General features: G+C 72.5%; 14 protein-coding genes. 5 read left to right on the top strand and 9 right to left on the bottom strand.

The annotated features are described in order from the left end of the window. Nucleotides 1-25: 25 nt before the first annotated feature. From LDL48_RS27060 to LDL48_RS27045, 4 genes are all read right to left on the bottom strand, one after another. Nucleotides 26-4,276: a GH92 family glycosyl hydrolase gene (locus tag LDL48_RS27060; RefSeq protein WP_372472202.1), complete on the bottom strand. Its 4,251-nt coding sequence runs from the start codon at nt 4,274-4,276 to the stop codon at nt 26-28. A gap of 170 nt (nt 4,277-4,446) precedes the next feature. Further along, complete coding sequence (locus LDL48_RS27055; RefSeq protein ID WP_225258043.1) at nt 4,447-4,962, bottom strand: EutP/PduV family microcompartment system protein; 516 nt, start codon at nt 4,960-4,962, stop codon at nt 4,447-4,449. Between the two features lie 922 nt (nt 4,963-5,884). Beyond that, nucleotides 5,885-6,583, bottom strand: coding sequence for a response regulator (locus tag LDL48_RS27050; protein ID WP_225258042.1), 699 nt, complete (start codon nt 6,581-6,583; stop codon nt 5,885-5,887). Between the two features lies 1 nt (nt 6,584). Then, nucleotides 6,585-7,742, bottom strand: coding sequence for a sensor histidine kinase (locus LDL48_RS27045; protein WP_225258041.1), 1,158 nt, complete (start codon nt 7,740-7,742; stop codon nt 6,585-6,587). Nucleotides 7,743-7,880: 138 nt separating this feature from the next. Between LDL48_RS27045 and LDL48_RS27040 the strand changes: the two genes are divergently transcribed. After that, nucleotides 7,881-8,432, top strand: a complete 552-nt coding sequence (locus LDL48_RS27040; RefSeq protein ID WP_225258040.1) for an SMI1/KNR4 family protein — start codon at nt 7,881-7,883, stop codon at nt 8,430-8,432. An 18-nt stretch (nt 8,433-8,450) separates the two neighbouring features. Here the strand turns inward: LDL48_RS27040 and LDL48_RS27035 are convergent, their stop codons facing one another. Continuing rightward, a complete protein-coding gene (locus LDL48_RS27035) occupies nt 8,451-8,969 on the bottom strand; it encodes a P-loop NTPase family protein (RefSeq protein WP_225258039.1) in 519 nt (172 codons plus the stop codon). Nucleotides 8,970-9,104: 135 nt separating this feature from the next. On the opposite strand from LDL48_RS27035, the gene LDL48_RS27030 reads away from it, so the two are divergent. Further along, on the top strand, nt 9,105-11,837 hold the full coding sequence (locus LDL48_RS27030) for an MGH1-like glycoside hydrolase domain-containing protein (protein WP_225258038.1): 2,733 nt from the start codon (nt 9,105-9,107) through the stop codon (nt 11,835-11,837). Next, the gene (locus tag LDL48_RS27025) at nt 11,837-13,309 is read left to right on the top strand and encodes an alpha-amylase family protein (RefSeq protein WP_225258037.1); all 1,473 of its coding nucleotides are present in this window, start codon (nt 11,837-11,839) and stop codon (nt 13,307-13,309) included. Before LDL48_RS27030 ends, LDL48_RS27025 begins: the two co-directional genes overlap by 1 nt. 3 nt (nt 13,310-13,312) lie before the next feature. Here the strand turns inward: LDL48_RS27025 and LDL48_RS27020 are convergent, their stop codons facing one another. Continuing rightward, on the bottom strand, nt 13,313-14,752 hold the full coding sequence (locus LDL48_RS27020) for an MFS transporter (RefSeq protein ID WP_225258036.1): 1,440 nt from the start codon (nt 14,750-14,752) through the stop codon (nt 13,313-13,315). A gap of 121 nt (nt 14,753-14,873) precedes the next feature. Here LDL48_RS27020 and LDL48_RS27015 point away from each other — a divergent pair, with 121 nt between their 5' ends. Together LDL48_RS27015 and LDL48_RS27010 are read left to right on the top strand one after the other, a co-directional pair. Next, complete coding sequence (locus LDL48_RS27015; RefSeq protein ID WP_225258035.1) at nt 14,874-16,709, top strand: glycoside hydrolase family 15 protein; 1,836 nt, start codon at nt 14,874-14,876, stop codon at nt 16,707-16,709. Beyond that, on the top strand, nt 16,706-17,305 hold the full coding sequence (locus tag LDL48_RS27010; protein ID WP_225258034.1) for an HD domain-containing protein: 600 nt from the start codon (nt 16,706-16,708) through the stop codon (nt 17,303-17,305). Before LDL48_RS27015 ends, LDL48_RS27010 begins: the two co-directional genes overlap by 4 nt. A 15-nt stretch (nt 17,306-17,320) precedes the next feature. On the opposite strand, the gene LDL48_RS27005 is transcribed toward LDL48_RS27010, so the two are convergent. From LDL48_RS27005 to pulA, 3 genes are read right to left on the bottom strand one after another with little or no spacing between them, the layout of a single operon-like run. After that, the gene (locus LDL48_RS27005) at nt 17,321-18,277 is read right to left on the bottom strand and encodes a DNA polymerase domain-containing protein (RefSeq protein WP_225258033.1); all 957 of its coding nucleotides are present in this window, start codon (nt 18,275-18,277) and stop codon (nt 17,321-17,323) included. Nucleotides 18,278-18,331: 54 nt separating this feature from the next. Continuing rightward, on the bottom strand, nt 18,332-18,667 hold the full coding sequence (locus tag LDL48_RS27000) for a hypothetical protein (RefSeq protein WP_225258032.1): 336 nt from the start codon (nt 18,665-18,667) through the stop codon (nt 18,332-18,334). 32 nt (nt 18,668-18,699) lie between these two features. Further along, on the bottom strand, nt 18,700-21,957 hold the full coding sequence (pulA, locus tag LDL48_RS26995) for a pullulanase-type alpha-1,6-glucosidase (protein ID WP_225258031.1): 3,258 nt from the start codon (nt 21,955-21,957) through the stop codon (nt 18,700-18,702). Nucleotides 21,958-22,056 lie beyond the last annotated feature (99 nt).

The following is a 22,056-nucleotide window of genomic DNA, read 5'->3' as shown; positions in this document are numbered from 1 at the left end:
GCGGCCCCGCGTTGCGCTCACCCGATCAGAGCGTCGCGCACTGGCCCTGCCGCTGACCGGTGACCCGGTTCGGCACGTCGTGGTCCACCGGCGCCGGATCGTTGCCGGAGCAGGTGAGCGTCCCGGTGACCCGGTTGCCCGCGACCAGCGTGCCGGTGTCGTTGCGGCGCAACGTCACCGAACCCCGCACGGAACCCGCCTCCAGGCTCACCGGGCCGGAGTCGACCACCTTCAGGTCGCCGGTCACCTCGGAGTTCAGCAGCGACACCGTGCCCGCACCGGTGGCGGTCAGCCCGGACCGCAGCGTGGCGCCGGTGGCGTACAGCGATGCGCCGTTCCGTACCGTCACCGTGCCCGCGACCGTGGCGCCGGCGGTCAGGCAGGTGACGCCGGAGCGCACGGTGAGGTCGCCGCGTACGTGGTCGCCGATCGTGGTGGTGCAGGCCGGCGCGGGCTTGCCGAGCAGCTCGATCTCGGCCAGTGCGGCGGTGCCGGCGGTGACCTCCAGGCGGTAGTACGGGTACCGGCCCGGCTTCTCAATCTTGAAGGGCCGGGTCTGCAGCCGCCAGTCGAACCGTTGCGCGGTGCGCTCGTCGATGGTCGTCCACGTGGTCCCGTCGTACGAGCCGCGCAGCCGCCACGCGGTCGGGTCGCCGTCGGCCGCGTTCGAGGTGAGCGTGTAGAACGTGGCCTGCTCCCCGCCGCCGCTGAACTGGTATTGCCAGGCTCCCGACGGCAGGGTCGCGCGGGTGGCCGAGGTGTCGTCGACCAGCGCCGGCACCGACGCCGAGCCGCGGCCCGGGCCGGTCAGGTCCCGCAGCGGTGCCGGCGGGGCGGACCCGGAGGTGAGCGACGTCGGCGCCGCGTCGGCACCGGTGCCCCAGTCGGACGGCTGCGGGCCCATCTCGAAGTCGAGCGTGGCGCCGTCGGCGAGCAGCGTGTGCGGCAGCGACGTGGAGTCGTACCCCTTGCCGTTGATTCTCAGCGACTGCACGTAGACGTTCCGGGCGCTGTTGCCCGGCGCGTTGACCACGATCTTCTTGCCGTTCTCCAGGTTCACCGTGGCCTTGGTGAAGAGCGGAGAGCCGATGGCGTACGCCGGGCTGCCCATCTGCAGCGGGTAGAAGCCCAGTGCGCTGAACACCTGCCAGGCGCTCATCTCGCCGTTGTCCTCGTCGCCCGGGTAACCCTGGCCGATCTCGCTGCCCAGGTAGAGCCGGGACAGCGCCTCCCGCACGTACTTCTGCGTCTGGTCCGGCCGGCCGGCGTAGTTGTACATGTAGGGGATGTGGTGCGACGGCTGGTTGCTGTGGCCGTACTGGCCCATCCGGACGTCGCGCGCCTCGGACATCTCGTGGATGATCCCGTTGTAGGAGCCGGGGAACGTGGCCGTCTCCGGGGTGGTGAAGAACGTGTCCAGCTTGTCCGCCAGACCCTTCTTCCCGCCGTACAGGTTGGCCAGGCCCTGACCGTCCTGCGGCGCGTGGAACGCCATGTTCCAGCCGTTGGTCTCGGTGTAGTCGTGGCCCCACACCCGCGGGTCGTACTGTTCCGGTGCCAGGCGCCAGCCGCCCGACGAGGTGCGGCCCTGGAAGAAGCCCACGGACTTGTCGAACATGTGCACGTAGTTCTGCGCCCGGTTGGTGAAGTACTCGGCCTCCTCGGCGTACCGTTTGTCGCCGGTCTTCTCGGCCAGCGCCGAGGCCATGTTCGCGATGCCGAAGTCGTTGATGTAGCCGTCCATCGCCCACGACATCGCCTCGCCGGTGACGTCGCTCGGCGTGTACCCCTTGAAGATCGAGCTGGCCAGGCCCTTACGGCCCACGTTCTCGTTCGGCGGGGTGACGGTGGCGTTCTTCACCGCGGCCGCGTACGCCTGGTCGGCGTCGAAACCCTTGACCCCCTTGAGGTACGCGTCCGCGAACGCCACGTCCGAACTGGTCCCGACCATCATGTTGGAGTAGCCGGGTGCCGACCACCGGGAGATCCAGCCGCCGTCGCGGTACTGCTGGACGAAGCCGTCCACCATCTCGCCGGCCTGTTTCGGGGTGAGCAGGGAGTACGCCGGCCAGGTGGTGCGGTAGGTGTCCCAGAAGCCGTTGTTGACGTACACCTTGCCGTCCTTGACCTGCGCTCCGGTCTCGGTGGGCGTGCTGGGCGGGCTGCTCACCGCGGACTGCACCGCGTGCCGGTAGACCGGCTTGTCGTTCGTGCCGACGTTCTCGTGCGCCGAGTTCGGGTACAGGAACAGCCGGTACAGGTTGGAGTAGAGCGTGACGAGCTGGTCCTCGGAGGCGCCCTCCACCTCGACCGTACGCATCTTCGTTTCCCAGGCCGCGCGTGCGGCGTCCCGGACCGACTCGACGGTGGCGTCCGCGGCCAGTTCCAGTTCCAGGTTGTGCTTGGCCTGGGCCACGCTGATCAGCGAGGTGGCGACCCGCATGGTCACCGTCTTGTCCTGCGCGGTGTCGAACGTGGCGTACCCGGTGGACGGGCGGTTGCCGCCGGGCAGCATGCCGCTCGCGGTGATCGGGGTGTCCACCGTGGCGTACAGGAACATCCGGCTCCAGCCGGCCGATCCGTTCTCGCTGTTGACGTCGGACCAGCCGGTGACGGTCCGGTTCGCGGCGTCGATGGTCAGGCCGGCGTTCGGGTCGACGTTGTCGAAGATGAGGTTGGACCGGTCGCCGGTGAAGGTGAACCGGAACAGCGCGGCGTGGTCGGTCGGCGCGAACTCGGTCCGCATCCCGTTGTCGAACCGCACACCGTAGTAGTACGGCTTGGCGGTCTCGTTCTCGTGGCCGAACGGTAGGGCACGGGCGGCCCGGTTGGCGTCCGGTACCCCGGTGGCGGCGGACGGCATGAACTGGAACGTCTGCCGGTCACCCATCCACGGGCTGGGCTGGTGGCTGGTGGAGAACGCCTCGATGGTCGGCCGGTTCGCCGCGTTGTTGTCCCGGTGGTACTCGTACAGCCAGCGGGTGGTGCCGGCGTCGGTGACCGGGGTCCAGAAGTTGAACCCGTGCGGCACCGCGGTGGCCGGGAAGTTGTTGCCGCGCGAGAAGTCGTTGCTGGACTGGGTGCCGCGGCGGGTGCCGGCGTACTCGGCCAGGTGTGCCCGGGGCTTCGCGGGCTCGACCTCGGCCAGGGCGATGTCGTCGTACCAGGCGCGGAACGCGGTGGGGCCGGCCGGCTTGTCGTACCCGATCAGGATCCGGTCCACGGTCTTGCCCTCGGCCACCGCGCCGATCCGGCTGGTCCGGGAGTTCCACTGCGAGGTGTAGAGCGTCTGGGCGGCGCCCTGCGCGGCCGGGCTGAGCACGGTGCCGTGCTGGTCCACGGCCTTCAGATCGGAGAGGTACGTCCCGTCGGTGAAGGCGAGATCCACCGCCGTGTACGTGGCAGGGTTGCTCAGGTCGTCGCGGTTGAGTTCCGGGTACACCAGGTACGACAGTGCGGTGTCCGCGGTGACCGGCACGTCCACGTCGTACACCCGGTTGTACGCGTACCCCCGCCCCTCGGCGAGGTGCCGCCCGGCGATCTGGAACGCCTTGAGTCCGGAGAACCCGACCTCCGACTTGGCGGTCGGGGAGCCGGCCGGCCCGTCGCCGACGCGGCTGCGCATCGGCCCGGGCGGGGTCGGATCGGGGGAGCCGTCGGACAGTTCCCACTCGGCGAGCTGGGTGAGGTTGCCGGACGGGTGGCCGGTGATGTGCAGCCGGTAGATCGGGAACGAGCCCGGGTTCGCGACGTCGTACGTCCTGGTCTGGAACGGCGCGGTGAACGTCTCGCCGGACCGGCTGTCCACCGTGGTCCAGGTGGTGCCGTCCGCCGACCCCTGCAGCGTCCAGTCCTGCGGGTTGCGTTCCGGCGCGTCGTTCGCGGAGGTGAGCGCATACCGTGCCACCCGGGCCGGCGCGACCAGCGTGTACCGCGCCCAGCTCGGCGACGTGTCCACCAGCCACTTGGTCTCGGGGTTGTTATCGTTCAGGTTGGCGACGCCCTCGTTGGCGTTGGGCTGCGCGTTCGCCGCGATGCTCGCCACCTGCCCGCGCAGCGACCCGGGCATGCCGGTGACCGGCGCGCCGTTGACGCCGCTGCTGCGCGGCTGCCCGTCGGCGCCGGTGTCCACCGTGTCGGTCCAGGTGGGCTGGGGGTCGGCGGATTCGAAGGACGAGGCGAAGGACGCCTCCGCCGCGTGGGCCGGGCCAGGGGTCACCATCGAGGCGACGATAGCCAACGGCACCAGGGCGACACCCCATCGTGGCCGGTGCATGCGGTCTCCTAGGTCGAGTGTGCGTGCGGGCGTTAACACACGCGACACATCGTGGCGTCCATGCCAGTCGATACGCAAGAGTCGAACGCACACAATCGCCCACGATTGACATCGATGTCAGAATGGCTCACGCTGGTCGTAGCGGAGAAACCGTCTAGATCAATGTTGGATCATGTGCGTTCGAGCCACCGTTCGACCTCGGCGGGCGTGCGCAGCAGCACCACCTCCGGCAGCGCCGGATCGGCGTGCCAGGCGCGCATCCGGTCCCGCTTGCGGGCGAACGACCGGAAGTGCCACACCAGAATCGACTCCCCGGAGAAGAACGAGTCGCGCACCGTCTCCCGGTTGCCGTTGCACGCCTCGGTGCCGGTGACCACCCGATGGACGGTGCGCCGCAACAGCCGGCCCAGCGACCGCCAGCGCGGCAGGTCCAGCCCCACGATCAGCTCGGCGCGGGCCAGCGGAACATCCAGCCAGGCACCGTACGCGGAATCCAGCACCCAGGCGTCCCCGGCGCAGATCTTGGCCATCCGCGCCCGCAGCACCTCGTTCGGGACGGGCACCCAGCCCGGCTGCCACGCCAGATCGTCCACCGAGTGGTACGGCAGCGACAGCCGCGCGGCGATCCGTTTCGCGAGCGTCGTCTTGCCGGAACCGGTGACACCGTAGACGAGGATCCGCCGCATCGCGCCAGCCTAAATCTTCCGCCGGAGCGCGACGGTCCCGTCGACGCCTACCCGTCCACCCCGGATCGCCGCGCGTCGGCGGGGCGCTGTCCGGTTGGTGTTCGGTGCGTGTGTGGTTTCCGGGTGTGGAGCACGGCGCGGTCGGCTCAAGGGCCGTGTGGAGTTGGGGTGCGGGGTGCGCCGTTGCTTCACGCGCTGGGTTTGGGCTCGGGGGGCGTGTGGAGTTGGGGTGCGGGGTGCGCCGTTGCTTCACGCGCTGGGTTTGGGCTCGGGGGGCGTGTGGAGTTGGGGTGCGGGGCGCGCCGTTGCTCCACACGCTGGGTTTGGGCTCGGGGGGCGTGTGGAGTTGGGGTGCGGGGCGCGCCGTTGCTCCACACGCTGGGTTTGGGCTCGGGGGGCGTGTGGAGTTGGGGTGCGGAGCGCGCCGTTGCTCGACACGCGCGCGCCGAGAAAGTGTGCAAATCGGCACGGGGTCGCCGCTCCCGGCCGGGCGCGGGAGCCATATGTCATGCGGTTGTGACCGATATGCCAGAAAATCGCGGAGTGGCATATGCGAAGCAACGCCGCCCGCGTCCGCCGCGGATCTTGGAGGCTGCGACGAATCTTGGAGCGAAACCGCCCTCCTGGGGGCCATCCGCCACCAAAGATCTGCCGCCAGCTCCAAGATCTACCGCCGGCTTCAAGATCTGCCGCCGGCTTCAAGATCTGCTGGCGGCCTCCAGGATCTGCTGGCGGCCTCCAGGATCTGCTGGCGGCCTCCAGGATCTGCTGGCGGCGCAGTGCGGCAGCGCCGGGAAAGTCGGAAATCGCCCCAGGGCTCCCCGCCATCCGTGACCCGCCGGCGCCGACCACGGGCGGCGGCGATGTGTCCCCGGCCCGGGGAGAACCGGCACAGGTCAGCGGGCGGCCGGCCCGCTGACGGTCACCCCTGCTCAGGCACCGCGTCGTCGGGAGTGCCGCGGGCCACCAGGCCGTCCTCGTACGCCAGGATCACCAGCTGGACCCGGTCCCGGACCCCGAGCTTGGCGATCGCCCGGGTGATGTGCGTCTTCGCGGTCAACGGGCTGATCACCAGTTCCCGGGCGATGTCCTCGTTGGACAGCCCGGTGGCCACCAGGCGCACCACCTCGCGCTCGCGAGCGGTCAGCGCCGCCAGCCGCGCACCGTCGGCACCGGGTGGCGCGGCGGGCGGGCGGTGCGCGAACTGGGTGACCACGCGCCGCGTCACGCTGGGCGACAGCAGGGCCTCACCGGCCGCCACCACGCGTACCGCGTGCCGCAGTCCCTCGGGATCGACCTCCTTGGTGAGGAAGCCGCTGGCGCCGGCGGCCAGGGCGGCGAACACGTACTCGTCGGTCTCGAACGTGGTGAGGATGACCACCCGGGTGCCGCGCAGCTCGGGGTCGGCGACGATGCGCCGGGTCGCCTCGATGCCGTCCAGGCCGGGCATCCGGATGTCCATCAGGATCACGTCCGGGCGGACCTGGCGGGCGGTGCGGACGGCCTCGTCGCCGGTGGACACCTCGCCGACGACCGCGATGTTCCGGTCGCGCCGCAGCAGGCTGCGGAATCCCGCGCGGACCAGGTGCTGGTCGTCGGCGAGCAGGACGGAGACGGACATGTCAGTCCGCGACCGGAATGATCGCGCGTACCCCGAAACCGGTCCGGCTCGGGCCGGCGGTGAGCGCGCCGCCCAGCGCGGCCACCCGCTCCCGCATGCCGGCTATCCCGTGTCCGTCGGTGACCGGGTCTGCGCCGCGGCCGTCGTCCTGCACGTCGACCACCACGCTGGTGGGCGCGTAGCGCACGGTGACCGTGACCCGGCCGGCGCCGGCGTGCCGGACCGTGTTGGTGAGCGACTCCTGCACCACCCGGTAGACCGCGGTGGCCACCGGGGCCGGCACGTCGCCGCGTTCGCCGAATTCGGTGAGCGACACCTCCAGGCCGGCCGCGCGTACCTGATCCGCCAGGCGTTCCAGGCCGTCCAGCCCGGGTGCCGGCTCGGCCGGTCCGGTGCCCTCGCGCAGCACGTCCACCAGCGACTTCAGGTCGGTCATGGCACGGCCGCGGACCTGCTGGGCGAGCCGCAGCGACGCGCGGGCCTCGTCCGGTTCGCTGTCGAACGCGTCCAGGGCCACGTTCAGGTGCACGCCCACCACGGCCAGCGTGTGGGAGACGACGTCGTGCAGGTCGCGGGCGATGTCGACGCGCTCCTCGGCGCGGCGCCGGCGGGCCTCCAGCGCGCGTTCGTGCTCGTCCTGGGCCAGGCGCGCGGCGACCTCGCCCTGCCAGCGGCGGGTGCTGCGGTACGCGTGCGCGGCGGCCAGCACCGCGGCCAGCCACAGCGCCTCCGCGCCGAGGTGTGCCGCCGCCCAGGTGGTCCCGTGGTCGAGATCGACGTAGCCGTCCCAGGCGAAGCCGTACAGCAGTGCCGTGGCGCCGACCGCGACGGCGGCGCGCACCCGCCCGGCCAGGACCACCGCGACGAACGCGGCGGTGGCCGGCCACACCCAGCCGGACCCGACGAGGAAGCCGCCGCGCAGGCCGACCACGCAGAGCACGGAGAAGACCAGGACGGCGAGGGGCCATCGGCGCAGCAACAGCGCGGCCAGCGCGAGCGTGCCGGCCAGCGTCAGCGTCATGACGCCGTCGGTGCTGCCGCCGGTCAGGACCAGGCCGGCGGGTACGCCGACGAACGTGAGCGCGGCGGCCGGCGCCGCGGCCCGGTGGCGGACCGGCACGGCTACGGCGGGCGGGGGAGCCGCGGTGGCGACGGACATGGGAACCTCCTTGGTCGACATGCCCACGACGCTAGGCAGCGGACCCCGGGCGGCGCGTCGTCCGCCCACCGTCACCTGCGCCGACGCCCTCAGAGTACGGACTACGCCATCCGGTGTAGGGATCGATAGTGTGGCCGGGTGACCGACGATGCGGCCGCGGCCGCTGCCCTGCTCGCCGGCTCCGGGCGGTTCGCCGTCCGGCCGGGGCTCGACGACGCCGAGTTCGCCGAGGTGGAGGCCGAGTTCGGCGTCACCTTCGCGGACGATCACCGGGCCTTTCTGGCGGCCGGTCTGCCGGTGGGCCGCGGCTGGCCGGACTGGCGGGACGGCGACCGGGCCGGGCTGCGGGAGCGGCTGGCCCGGCCGGTCGAGGGCGTGCTGTTCGACGTGGCGCAGAACGACTTCTGGTACGACGGCTGGGGTCCCCGGCCGGCCGACCTGGACGCCGCCCTGGGTGCGGCCCGCGCCGGACTGCTCACCGCGCCCCGGATGGTGCCGGTGTACGCGCACCGCTACCTGCCCGCCGGCCGCGGCACGTCGGGTCATCCGGTGCTCTCGATCTACCAGACCGACGTCATCTGCTACGGCACCGACCTGCGCGGGTTCGTGTACCAGGAGTTCGGCCTTGGCGTACCGTCCGACCGCCCGGCCCGCCCCACCGTCACGTTCTGGAGCCGGCTGATCGGCTAGGGCGTCCCGGGCCGTGCGTCAGCGCAGGCCGCGCAGCCACTCCTCGACCTCGGCGGGGGTGCGCAACAGCACCGTCTCGGGCATCGCCGGGTCGGCGTGCCACGCGCGCATGGTGGCCCGCTTACGGGCGAACGACTGGAAGTGCCACCGCACGATCGAGTCCGAGGTGAGCAGCGAGCCGCGCACCGACTCCCGGTTGCCGTTGCACACCGAGGCGCCGGTGGCGATGCGCAGCGCGGTGCGGCGCAGCAGCCGGCCGAGCGACCGCCACCGCGGCAGGTCCAGCCCGACGATCAGCTCCACCCGCGGCAGGACGAGGTCGCGCCAATATCCGTACGCGGCGTCCAGCACCCACGCGTCGGAGGCACAGATCGGGGCGATCCGCTCGCGCTGTCCCTCGGCCGGCACCGGCACCCAGCCGGTCTCCCACATCAGGTCGTCGACCGAGACGTACGGCACCGACAGCCGTTCGCCGATCCGCCGCGCCAGCGTCGACTTGCCGGATCCGGTGACGCCGTAGACCAGGATCCGCCGCATTCGCTCAGCCTAGGGTGCCGCCCGCGGACCGGCCTCCGATTTTGCGCCGGCCGGGCCGCCGGTGGCCGGCCCGCGCGCCGCGTTCACTCCGCGCGGATGACGCGAGGGCCCGGGGTGCGGCAGCACGCTGACCGGATGAGTAGTACGGCGACTTCCGGTGCGGAGCAGCAGCGAATTCACGACGCGGACACCGGGGGCGTCGCCTGGCGCCGGTGGGGCCCGTACCTGAGCGACCGGCAGTGGGGCACGGTCCGGGAGGACGCCAGCGCGGACGGCGACGCCTGGAACTTCTTCACCCACGACCAGGCCCGTTCCCGGGCGTACCGCTGGGGCGAGGACGGCATCGCGGGGTTCAGCGACGACCGGCAGCGGCTGTGCCTGGCGGTGGCGTTGTGGAACGGCGCCGACCCGATCCTCAAGGAACGGTTCTTCGGCCTGACCAACGCCGAGGGCAACCACGGCGAGGACGCCAAGGAGTACTGGTTCCACCTCGACGGCACGCCGACCCACTCGTACCTGCGGATGGTCTACAAGTACCCGCAGCGGGCGTTCCCGTACACCGACCTGGTCGCCACGAACGCCGCCCGCGGACGCACCGAGTTCGAGTACGAACTGCTCGACACCGGCGTCTTCGCCGATGGGCGCTACTTCGACGTGGAGATCGAGTACGCCAAGGCCGCGCCCGAGGACGTGCTGCTGCGGATCACCGTGCACAATCGCGGCCCCGAACCGGCCGACCTGCGGCTGCTGCCCACCCTGTGGTTCCGCAACACGTGGTCGTGGGGCGACCCGCCGGCGGAGCGGCCGGTGCTGCGCGAAGTGGACGGCACACCGGGTACGTCGGTCGCCGAGGCGGTGCACCCCGACCTCGGCCGGCGGTGGCTGGTCTGCCTGGACGCGCCCGGCCTGCGGTTCACCGGCAACGACACCAACACCGAGCGGCTGTTCGGCACCCCGAACGCGTCGCCGTACGTCAAGGACGGTATCGACCGCTACGTGGTGCACGGCGACGAGACGGCGGTGAACCCGGACCGTGCCGGTACGAAGGCGGCCGCCGACTACCCGCTCCGCGTGCCGGCCGGCGGCTCGGCCACGGTCCGGGTGCGGCTCACCGACGAGCCGGTCACGGCCGGCGGCGACCGGGCCGCGGCGGAGGCGTTCGACGCGGTGGTCGCCCGGCGCCGGGCCGAGGCGGACGAGTTCTACGAGCAGCGGATTCCCGCCGCGCTGCACGGGCCGGTCCGGCAGGTGGTCCGGCAGGCGCTGGCCGGGATGCTGTGGAGCAAGCAGTACTTCGGCTACGACGTCGAGCAGTGGCTGATCGAGCACGGGCTGGACCCGTTGGACGCCCGGGGCAACCGCAACGGCGACTGGTTCCACATGGAGTGCCATGACGTGATCTCCATGCCGGACACCTGGGAGTATCCCTGGTTCGCCGCGTGGGACCTGGCGTTCCAGGCGGTGACCCTGGCGATGGTCGACACCACGTTCGCCAAGGGTCAGCTCGACCTGCTGCTGAGCCGGCGCTACCTGCACCCCAACGGCCAGATCCCGGCGTACGAGTGGAACTTCAGCGACGTCAACCCGCCGGTGCACGCCTGGGCCGCGCACCTGGTGTACGAGCTGGAGAAGGCCCGCACCGGCCGGGGCGACCGGGCCTGGCTGGAGAGCGTCTTCCACAAGCTGGCCCGCAACTTCACCTGGTGGGTGAACCGCAAGGACGCCGACGGCAACAACGTCTTCCAGGGCGGCTTCCTCGGCCTGGACAACATCGGCGTGTTCGACCGCAGCGCGCCGCTGCCCACCGGCGGCCATCTGGACCAGGCGGACGGCACCGCCTGGATGGCGCTGTACTGCCAGAACATGATGCAGATCGCGGTGGAACTGGGCGCCGACGACCCGGTCTACCTCGAGCAGGCGGAGACGTTCTTCGAGCACTTCGCGTGGATCGCGGTCGCGGTCAACCGGTCGGTCGGCAAGGCCGAGTCGATGTGGGACGAGGAGGACGGCTTCTTCTACGACCTGCTGCGGCTGCCCGGCGGCGGCGCCACCCGGATGCGCGTGCGCTCGATGGTCGGCCTGTTGCCGCTGGCCGCGGCCACGGTGCTGCCGCCGGAGGCGGTCTCCCGGCACCCGGAGCTGCTCGCCGGGGCGCGTGCGTTCATCGCCCGGCACTCCAGTGTGGCCTCGATGGTCTCCCGGATCCGGATGAGCGGGGACGACGGTCACCACGTGCTCGCCCTGTTCGACGAGTCCCGGCTGCGCCGCATCCTGGCCCGGATGCTCGACGAGGAGGAGTTCCTCAGCCCGTACGGGATCCGCTCGCTGTCCCGCGTGCACGCCGCCCGGCCGTTCGGCCTGGAGGTCGACGGCCGCCGGTACGAGGTGCCGTACCAGCCGGCCGAGTCGGACAGCGGCATGTTCGGCGGCAACTCCAACTGGCGCGGGCCGGTCTGGTTCCCGGTGAACGCGCTGCTCATCCGGGCGCTGCTCAACCTGCACGTGGCGTACGGCGACGACTTCACCGTCGAGTGCCCGACCGGTTCCGGAACCCGGATGTCGCTGTTCGAGGTGGCCCGGGAACTCTCCGACCGGCTGACCCGGCTCTTCCTGCCGGACCCGGGCGGGCACCGGCCCTGCCACGGCGGGCAGGACATCTTCGCCGAGGACGAGCACTGGCGCGATCTGATCACCTTCTCCGAGTATTTTCACGGTGACAACGGCGCCGGGCTGGGCGCGTCCCATCAGACCGGCTGGACCGGCCTGGTCGCGGTCTTCCCCAGCCTGTTCGCGGTGCTGAACGGGCCGGACCTGCGGGCGAACGGCATGACCGGGGTGCTGCGCCGGTCACCCGGAACGGAGGAGTGATGAGCTGGCCGTCCGCACCGGTGGTGTACGAGATCGACACCTGGCCCTGGCTGACCGGCATGCGGCGGGAGCTGGGCGCCGAACTCACGCTGGCCGACCTGCCGGACGACGTCTGGGACTCGGTGGCGCCGCCCGGCACGGACGCGGTGTGGCTGATGGGAGTCTGGGAACGCAGCCCGCTCGGGCTGGCCATCGCCGTCGAGCAGGCCGGGCTGCAGCGGGACTTCCGGGCCGCGCTGCCCGATCTCGTCCCGGCCGACGTGGTCGGCTCACCGTACTGCGTGCGCCGGTACGTCGCCGACGCCCGGCTCGGCGGCCCGGCCGGACTGGCCGCCGCCCGCGCCCAGCTGCGCCGCCGGGGCCTGCGCCTGATCCTCGACTACGTGCCGAACCACGTCGCCCCGGATCACCCGGCGGTGGCCGAGCACCCGGACTGGTTCGTCACCGGCACCGCCGCGGACCGGGCCGCCGACCCGGGGGCGTGGTTCGAGATCGGCAGCCGGGTGTTCGCCCACGGCCGCGACCCCTACTTCCCGTCGTGGCCGGACGTGGTCCAGATCAACGCGTTCCGCCCGGCGGTCCGGCAGGCCACCGCGGACGTCCTCGGGGCGGTCCTGGAACAGTGCGACGGCGTCCGGTGCGACATGGCGATGCTGCTCACCAACGACGTGTTCGGCAAGACCTGGGGCGGGTACGCCGGTCCGGCGCCGGCCGAGGAGTTCTGGCCGGCCGTGCTGCGGCCGTTGCGGGCGCGGCACTCCGACGCGGTGCTGATCGCGGAGGCGTACTGGGACATGGAATGGACGCTGCAGCAGCAGGGCTTCGACTTCTGCTACGACAAGCGCCTGTACGACCGGCTGGTCCACTCCGACGCCGCCGCGGTCCGCGCACACCTGGGCGCGGACCGCGGCTACCAGCGGGGGCTGATCCGGTTCATCGAGAACCACGACGAGCCGCGGGCGGCGGCCGCGCTTCCCGGCGGCCGGGACCGGGCCGCCGCGGTCGCCGTCGCCACCCTGCCGGGCGCCACGCTGTGGCACGAGGGCCAGTGCGAGGGCCGCCGGGTCCGGCTGCCGGTGTTCCTCGGCCGCCGTCCGGACGAGCCGGCCGACACCGGCCTCCGGGCGTTCTACGACCGGGTGATCCGGTCCGGCGCCGCGCTGCGGTACGGGGACTGGGCTCTGCTCGACGTGCACGGCTGGCCGGACAACCCGACCCACCGCGACCTGCTCGCCTGGGCCTGGTACACCGACGGCCGGCCGCACCACGTAGTCGTGGTGAACCTCGCCGCGCACGCGTCGCAGGGCCGGGTCCGGCTGCCCGGGGAGGCGTTGCGGGGCCGCGAGTGGCGGCTGACCGACGACCTCGACGGCCGGGTGTTCGACCGCCGCGGCGACGACCTCGCCGCGGACGGACTGTACGCCGACCTGCCGTCGTGGGGATCGCACGTGTTCGCGGTGCAGCCGCGCTGACCGCTACCGGACCGGTGCGCTCGGCACCTGCGGACCGGCCGCGGGTGCGTTCGCGGGCCGGCCGCCGGGCAGGAACGCCGCGGCCACCAGCCCTCCGGCGGCGATCACGGCGAGGACGACGAGGGCCGCCGCGTACGAGGAGCCGGGCCGCGAGCCGAGCTGCACGACCATGATGGTGCCGGCGATCGCCGCGCCGAGCGAGGACCCGAGGTTGGAGACGCTGCGGGACAGGCCCGAGATCTCGCCCTGCAACTCGTCCGGGAAGCTCGACTGCACCAGGTTCACCGACGGCGTCAGCATGGCGCCGATGCCGACCCCGATCAGGAAGAGCCCGGGCAGGAACGCCCACACCGCCGTCGACAGACCGGCCAGGATCAGGAACAGCACGATTCCGGCGATGGTCACCGCGAAACCACTCATGATCAGGGCGCGCTGGCTGCGCCGCTTCGCCATGCGCTCGGCCGCGAACGACGACAGCAGCAGCCCGACCGTGGCCGCGGTGATCACCAGGCCGGTCTGAATGGCGTTGTAGCCGCGCACGACCTGAAGGAACGCGGACACCACGAAGGAGATCCCCATCAGCACCAGCCACTGGATGTTCTGGGTGATCAGGCCGAGGTTGGAGGCCCGGTTGCGGAACAGCGACGTGGACAGCAGCACCTCGTGGCCGGCCCGCTCCCGGGTGTGCACCCACCGGAAGAACAGGGCCAGCATGAGCGAACCGGCGACGATCAGAGCGAGCGTGAGCCACCAGTTGTCGTCGGCGGCCAGGATGCCCGTCACGATCAGCACGAGCGCGACCGAGGACAGCACCGCACCGACGGTGTCGAACTTCAGGGTCCGGTCCGGCGGCAGCGGGTCGTGCAGGACCCGCCGGCTGAGCACGACGATGAGGACGATCACCAGGGCCTGGAAGACGAAGGCGGCCCGCCAGGTGAGCAGCGTGGCGATCAGCCCGCCGATCAGCGGCCCGGTGGCCGACCCGACCCCGCCCATCCCGTTGATCGCGCCGAACGCCCGGGCCCGCGTCGTGATCTCGGTGAACAACAGGGTGGTGAGGATGTAGACCGGCGGGATCAGCAGCGCCGTGCCGATCCCCTCCAGGATCGAGTTGCCGACGATCAGCATCGGCAGCCCGGGGGAGACCGCGCTGATCAGCGCGCCGAGACCGAACAGGGCCAGGCCGGCGTTCAGGCACACCTTCCGGCCGTACCGGTCGGTCAGCTTGCCGCCGGGAATCATCAGCGCCGCCATCACCAGCAGGAAGATCGTGATCGCGGTCTGCACCCCGGCCACCGTGGTGTCCAGGTCCTCGCTGATGTCGTTGATCATCACGTTCATGTTCGAGCCGGCGAAGCTGCAGATGAACTGGGCCAGCATGAGTGGCAGGAGGACGCCACGCGGCGGGGCCGCGCGCCGTCCGGTGGGGGACTGCTCGGACATGCCGCACCCGCTCCCGTTCCGATGGCCGATTCCCTCCGCAGGGTCCACCGTCACGACCGGCGTTGGCATCATCCGCACCGCATGATGCGGTCACCGCCGGCCGTGCCGCAGGCTCGGCGGTATGACGGACTACCCGCTCATCGCCGACCACGGCCTCATCGGCGACCTGCAGACCGCGGCGCTGGTCTCCACCGACGGATGCGTCGACTGGTTCTGCTCGCCGCGCTTCGATTCACCCAGCATCTTCGGGTCGCTGCTCGACGCCGGCCGAGGCGGTCACTTCCGGGTCCGTCCCACCGCCGCCGTGTTCACCCGCAAGCAGCTCTACCTCCCGGACACCGCGGTTCTGATCACCCGGTTCCTGACCGATGCGGGGGTCGGTGAGGTGGTCGACTTCATGCCGGTCATCGCCGGCGAGCCGGCCACCCCGGAGCATCGGCTGGTACGGATGGTGCGCTGCGTCCGCGGCGAGATGACGTTCGCCGTCGACATCGCACCCCGGTTCGACTACGGCCGGGAGCCCGCCGAGCCCCGGCTGAGCGACGACGGCGTGGTGTTCCGGGGCGAACGGACCGCGGTCACGGTCAGCCTGGTCCGTGAGCCGGACGACGACCGGGTCGCCCGCACCTGGGTGGACGACCGTGGCGACGTGCACGCCGAGATCCGGCTCACCGCCGGGCAGGAGCGGGGCCTGCTGCTGCAGACCGGCGCGCCGGGACCGGCACGGCAGGTGCGCCTGGCCGAGGTGCGGCGGCTGTTCGACGAGACCGTGGCGTTCTGGCGGACCTGGGTGAACCGGACCACGTACGACGGGCGGTGGCGCGAGACGCTGCGCCGCTCGGCGATCACGCTGAAACTCATGACGTACGCGCCGTCCGGTGCGCTGGTGGCCGCGCCGACCGCCGCGCTGCCCGAGCAGATCGGCGGCGAGCGCAACTGGGACTACCGCTTCACCTGGGTGCGGGACGCCTCCTTCTCGGTGTACTCCCTGCTCGGCCTGGGTTTCACCGACGAGGCCGCGGCGTTCGGCCGGTGGCTGGGCGACCGGGTGGACGAGCAGACCGACAAGAACAGCAGCGGCCCGCTGAAGATCATGTACCGGGTGGACGGCTCCAGCGACCTGGTCGAGGAGACGCTGGAGCACTGGGAGGGTTACCGCGGCTCCGCCCCGGTACGGATCGGCAACGGCGCCGCGGACCAGCTCCAGCTCGACATCTACGGCGAGGCGCTGGACAGCGTGTACGTCGCCGACCGGAACGGGCTGGCCAGCGGTCATCACGGCTGGCAGAAACTGTGCGACCTGGTGGACTGGGTCAGCGAGAACTGGGACCAGCCCGAGGAGGGCATCTGGGAGACCCGCGGCGGGCGGGAGGACTTCACGTACGGGCGGGTGATGTGCTGGGTCGCGCTGGACCGCGGCCTCCGGCTCGCCGCCGCGCACGGCCGCCCGGCTCCGGTGGACCGGTGGCGGAACGAGCGGGACGCGATCTACCGGCAGGTGATGGACCGGGGATGGAGTCCCAGCCGCCGGGCGTTCCGGCAGCACTACCGCACCGATGTGCTGGACTCGGCGCTGCTGCGGATGCCGACCGTCGGCTTCGTCACCCCGGACGATCCGATGTGGACGTCCACGCTCGCCGCGATGGACACCGAACTGGTCACCGACAGCCTGGTGTACCGGTACGACCCGGCCGCGTCCCCGGACGGCCTGCGCGGCTCGGAGGGCACGTTCTCGCTGTGCACGTTCGCGTACGTCACCGCGCTCGCCCGATCCGGCCGCCTGGAACAGGCCCGGCTGACGTTCGAGAAGATGCTGACCTACGCCAACCACCTCGGGCTGTACTCCGAGGAGGTCGCCCCGAACGGCGAGCAGATCGGCAACTTCCCCCAGGCGTTCACCCACCTCGCGCTGATCGACGCGGCCATCACCCTGGACCGGGAACTGGACCGGCGATGATCGCCACGTGTCCGCCGCGACCGGTCAGCCCGCTGCGGCCCCGGCTGGCGGTCGCGGCGGCGGCGCTGTGCACGGTGGCCCAGCAGACCGCCGCCTGGCATCTCGGCCCGCTCGGCGACCGCTGGCGGCACACCGTCGCCGTGGCGGAGTGCGCCGCCGAACTGGCCGGGCCGCTCGGCCTGGAGGCCGACGTGCTGGTCGCGGCGGCGTGGCTGCACGACATCGGGTCCGCGCCGGCCGCCGTGGCCACCGGCTTCCCTCCGCTCGACGGCGCCCGCTACCTCCGCCGGGAACTCTGGCCCGTGCGGGTGGCGGCGCTGGTGGCGCACCACTCCGGCGCCCGGTTCGTGGCGACCGCCCGCGGGCTGGGCCGGGCGCTGGCCGGCTATCCGCGCGAGACCGGCCTGATGCCCGACGCGCTCACGTACGCCGACCAGACCGTCGACCCGGCCGGACGGCGGGTGACCCCGGACCGGCGCCGGGCCGAGGCGCTGCGCCGCTACGGTGCCGGTTCGTGGTACGCCCGCGCCGACCACGTCCGCGGGCCACACCTGCGCGCCGCGGTAGCCCGGGTGGAGCGCCGCCTGGGCGGGTGAGCGGGGCGTACGCGCTCAGCCGTCCCGCCGCGCCCGGGCCCGGCGTTTGCCCTCGTGCATGGCCTGCACCCGGGCGATCGGGATGGTGTGCCCCTCCTCGACCAGCCTCGGGTCCAGCTTTTGCGGCCCCGGCATCGCCGCCGCCCACGGGTCCGCGTCGCCGAGCAGCCCGGGCGCCGTGTGCACGGTGAAGTCGCTCGGGTGCACGTCACCCAGGTCGGCCCAGGCCACCGGGAACGACACCGGCACACCCGGACGGATGCGCGGACTGTAGGTGGCCACCACGGTCGCGCCGCCGGCCCGCGTCGAGTCCAGGAACACCTTGCCCTGCCGGTCGTCCCGGATGAACGCGGTGGTGGCGAGCGCCGGATCGAGACGCTCGGCGCGCGCCGCCACCGCCCGGGTCGCCGCCGCGACGTCCTCCACCGGCGCCGCGTCCGGCAGCGGCACGAACACGTGCACCCCCTTCGCGCCGCTCGTCTTCACCGCGCTCGCCATGCCCGCGTCGTCCAGCACCCGGCGCACCAGCTCGGCCGCGCCGACCGCCAGCTCGAAACCCCCGCCCTCCGGCGGGTCCAGATCCATGATCAGGTGGGTGGGGTGGTGCTGCCCGGCCGTCATCAGTGCCGGGTGGTACTCGACCGCCCGCTGATTGGCGAACCACAGCAGCGTGCGGCGGTCGTTGCACAGCCCGTACGACACCTGCCGGTGCGACGCCTCCGCCCACACCTCGGTGCGGGGGACCCAGTCCGGGGTGTACTTCGGGAGGTTCTTCTGCATGAACCGGTCCTGGCCGCGCAGCACCCGGACCACCGACAGCGGCCGGTCCCGCAGCACCGGCAGAATCCGGTCGCGGACCGCGTCCAGGTAGTCGACGAGGTCGCGCTTGGTGGCGCCGGCTCCGGGAAACAGCTCGGCGTCGAGGTTCGTCAGGGGTACGCCGTCCCGCTCTTCACCCGCCATGCCGACCATCCTGCCCGTTCGCGGTGCCCGCGTCAGCCCGGTCCGGTCCGTCAGGCCGGTCCGTCAGCCCAGTCCGGCGATGCCGAGTGCCGGGAGGACCATGACGAGCGTGAGCACGACGTAGGCGCCGCCGAGCCAGACATAGCCGTTCTTGGTGGCGATGACCGCCGCCACGAACGGCAGCACCACGGCGACCAGCGCGGCCACCTGACGTTCCGCACCGGCCGGCCCGGTCAGTCCCCAGCCCAGCAGCAACGCGAGCAGCACCAGCCAGGCCAGCGTGACGGCGACGACCCGCAGCGCCACGTCGGTGCGCCGGGCGGCCTCGCGCGGGTCCTCGGCCCTGGCCAGGGCCAGCCGCGCGGCGAAGCCCGGCGCCCCCTGATCCTCCACCGCCACGAGAAGAATGCTAGGGGCAACCGGGCCTCCCGTCATTTCTGCACGAACACCGCCACCGTCCGGGCCGGCACGGTGAACGTGCCGGTGCCGGTGTCGAACGACGCGGTGCGCACCACCGGGTCGGCGGAACCCCGCAGCACCGGGTGCAGTTCGACCGTCCGGCCCCGGGCGGCGGGGACGGTCTGGGTGGCGGCCGACGGCGTGGCGTTGTAGACGACCGTGACCGACGACCAGCGGGGGTCCAGGCCGCGCCCGTCCAGCCGCATGGTGAGCACGCCCGGTGTCTCGGCGGTGCCGGACAGCGGGAACGTCAGGCGCCGCTGCACCTCGGCCGCGGTGGGCAGGCCGAACACCGGCGACGACCGGCGCACCCGGAGCAGTTCGGTGTACCGGGCCTGGGCCGTCTCCACGGTGCCGCAGTCCGGCACCAGTTCCGGGTCGGCGAGCAGGGGCCGGGCGTACGGCCACTTGGCCTCGTTGTCCGGTGCCGGTGGCAGGCCCCGGCCGAACCCGTTGCCGTCCGCGCAGTCCCACTGGATCGCGTTGAACCAGTCCCCGGAGTTGAACGAGTTGCGGTCCAGCGACTTGGACCGCAGCCGCTCACTGCCGGTGGTGACGAACCCCGGTCCCTGGCCCAGCGCCGTGGTGGCCAGCGCCACCGTCTGCATCCGGGCCCGGTCCGCGGCGGGTGTCGCGGGCGGCAGCTTGTACGCCAGCGCGTCGAAGAGGATCTCGTTGTCGTGCGCGTCGACGTAGGTGACCGCCTCGCCCGGCGCCGCGTTGTAGCCGGCCGGCGAGCCGTTGTAGTCGATGTCCGCGCCGGTGACCTCGGTGCCGGACGTCGCGGTGAACCGGTACCGGGCCAGGTTTCCGCTGAGCCCGACCTTGATCTGGTCGTGGTGGTGCAGCAGCCGCGCCCGCTGCTCGGCGGCGGTGCCGTTGACCGGGTCGCCGTTCGGGTCGGTGAACAGGCCGGAGCCGAAACCCTGGACGCGGGGGTTGTCGTCGAACGGGCCGCCGCCGCGCACCGCGTCGCGCAGCCGGTCGTTGAACGTGCCGATCCCGGTGCCCGCCAGGTTCGCCTGGGTGGCCTGCTCGAAGCGGGCGTCGTCGGCCACCTCGCCGAAGTTCCAGCCCTCGCCGTACACGTAGATGTTCCGGCCGTCGACGCCGTCCCGGGCCGGCGTCAGCCGGTCCAGCGCGCGGCGCACGTCGAGCAGGTTGGCCTTCGGGTGGTGGCCCATCAGGTCGAACCGGAAACCGTCCACCCGGTACGCCTTCGCCCAGGTCACCACGGAGTCCACCACCAGCTTGCCCATCATGGCGTGCTCGGGTGCGGTGTTCGCGCAGCAGGTGGAGGTGGCCACGGTGCCGTCGTCGAGCAGCCGGTGGTAGTAGCCGGGCACGACCTGGTCGAGCACCGACTTCGGGTCGGTCCCGGACGCCGACGTGTGGTTGTAGACCACGTCCAGCACCACCCGCAGGCCGGCGTTGTTCAGTCCGGCGACCATCCGGCGGAACTCGGTGGTGCGGGCCGCGCCGTCCGGATCGACCGCGTACCCGCCCTCCGGGACGGTGTAGTGCAGCGGGTCGTACCCCCAGTTGTAGCCGTCGGACGCGGCCACCGCGGCCACGCACCGCTGCTGCTCGGCGGAGTCCGGCGGCAGCGCCGGCAGGTCGCAGGCGGGCTGCTGCTGGTCGGCGCGCCGTTCCGGGATGGTGGCGAAGTCGAACACCGGCAGCAGGTGCAGGTGCGTGACGCCGGACCCGGCGAGCGAGCGCAGGTGCCGCATGCCGGCGCTGCCGGTCCGGCTGAACGCCGCGTACGTGCCCCGCTCGGCGGGCGGCACGGTGCGGTCCGCGATGGAGAAGTCCCGGACGCTCAGCTCCGAGATCTGGATCCGGGCGGGAGCGACCGCGGCCGGTTTGCGCAGCGTGTCCCAGCCGGCCGGCCGCAGCGCGGCCGACGACAGGTCGACGATCTGGCTGTGCGTGGAGTCCGCGGACAGGGCGAGCGAGTACGGATCCGTCACGCTCGCCGTGACCACCTTCCGCGCGGCCGGCTGCCAGGCGGTCACCCGGTACCGGTAGTACTTCCCGGTCCAGTCCGGGGGCCCGGTCACCGACCAGACCCCGGTCCGGTCGTCCCGCGTCAGGGCCACCGTGGTGGCGGCGGCGCCCGGCCGGTCGGACACCTCCAGTGCCACGGTCTGCGCGGTCGGCGCCCACACGGCCAGGCGGGGACGGCCGGCGGCGAACACCGGGCCGAGCGTCGCCGAGGTGGCTGCGGCGTACACGTCGTCGAGCACGCCGGCGGTCTGCACGCCGGTCGCCGAGCGCAACCGGCCGTCCGCGTCCCGCTCGGTGACGAGCACCTGGCCGCGCAGGACCTCCGGCACCCGGTGCTGGTCGCGCTCGCCGAGCCGGAACGCCGGGTACTGCGACAGGTGCGGGAAACGGGCCCGCTGGGCCGCGGTGAGCCCGGTGCGGTCCGCGTGCAACCGCAGGCTCCGGTACGCCCCGGACAACTCGCCGTCCACCACGGCCACGCCGCCGGCCGGCGCGTACACCAGGTCGTACACCTCGCCGCCGGTGCCGGGTACCTGCCAGGCCAGCGTCCCGCGGTCCAGCCAGACCGCGCGGGACCGGGTCAGGTCGATCTCCCCGGTGGTGCCGGCCGTCCGGACCGGCGGCACCAGCCGTCGCGGCTGCCCGGCCAGCAGCCACACCTCGCGGCCCGCGGTGGCGAAGTCCAGCCGCTGGTCGTCCGGCAGGTCCTTGGTGTCACCGCGGTGCAGGATGTAGTTCAGTCCGGTGGCGCCGGCGGCCAGCGGCACCTCGAAGTTCCGGGGCAGGTCCGGGCGCCGGGTGACGACCGCCGGGTCGCCCTGCTTCAGCCAGATCTCCGGGTGGACGGCCGGGTCGACGAACCGGTCCGCCTCGACGTCCCTGACGCCGTCCTCGTGCACCACCAGGTAGCCCACGTGGCGTGCGCCCGGCTTCAGCTTCACCCAGGCGAACCGGCCGTACGCGTCCGCGCCGGCGAACGGCTGCCCGGCCGGGAACGTGGTCCGCGCGGATTCGTCGATGTCACCGAACGCGTACAGGTTCCAGCCGTCGTAGTCGCCGTCCGGCCGTTGGTAGTGCACCACCTGCCACTCCGGGGCGGCGGCGACCGCGGCCGGGTCGGCGGCCGGGCCGGCGGCGGCCGGGGCCGGGACGTGCAGGGCGCCGAGGACGGCCAGGACGGTGGTGGCGGCGCCGGCGAGACGGGACACGGAAGCGGACATCGGCATTGAGACCTTCCGATGGACGGCGGATGTCCGCACGCTAACGGCTGGGCCCGGGCCCGTGCAAGAGTTTGCAGGGGCTGTCCGATGTCCGCATGG

It is taken from the genome of Jidongwangia harbinensis (genome assembly GCF_020216025.1).
Classification (GTDB): domain Bacteria; phylum Actinomycetota; class Actinomycetes; order Mycobacteriales; family Micromonosporaceae; genus Actinoplanes; species Actinoplanes harbinensis.
Note: the sequence above shows the minus strand (reverse complement) of the source record. Positions and strands in the feature narration are given on the sequence as shown.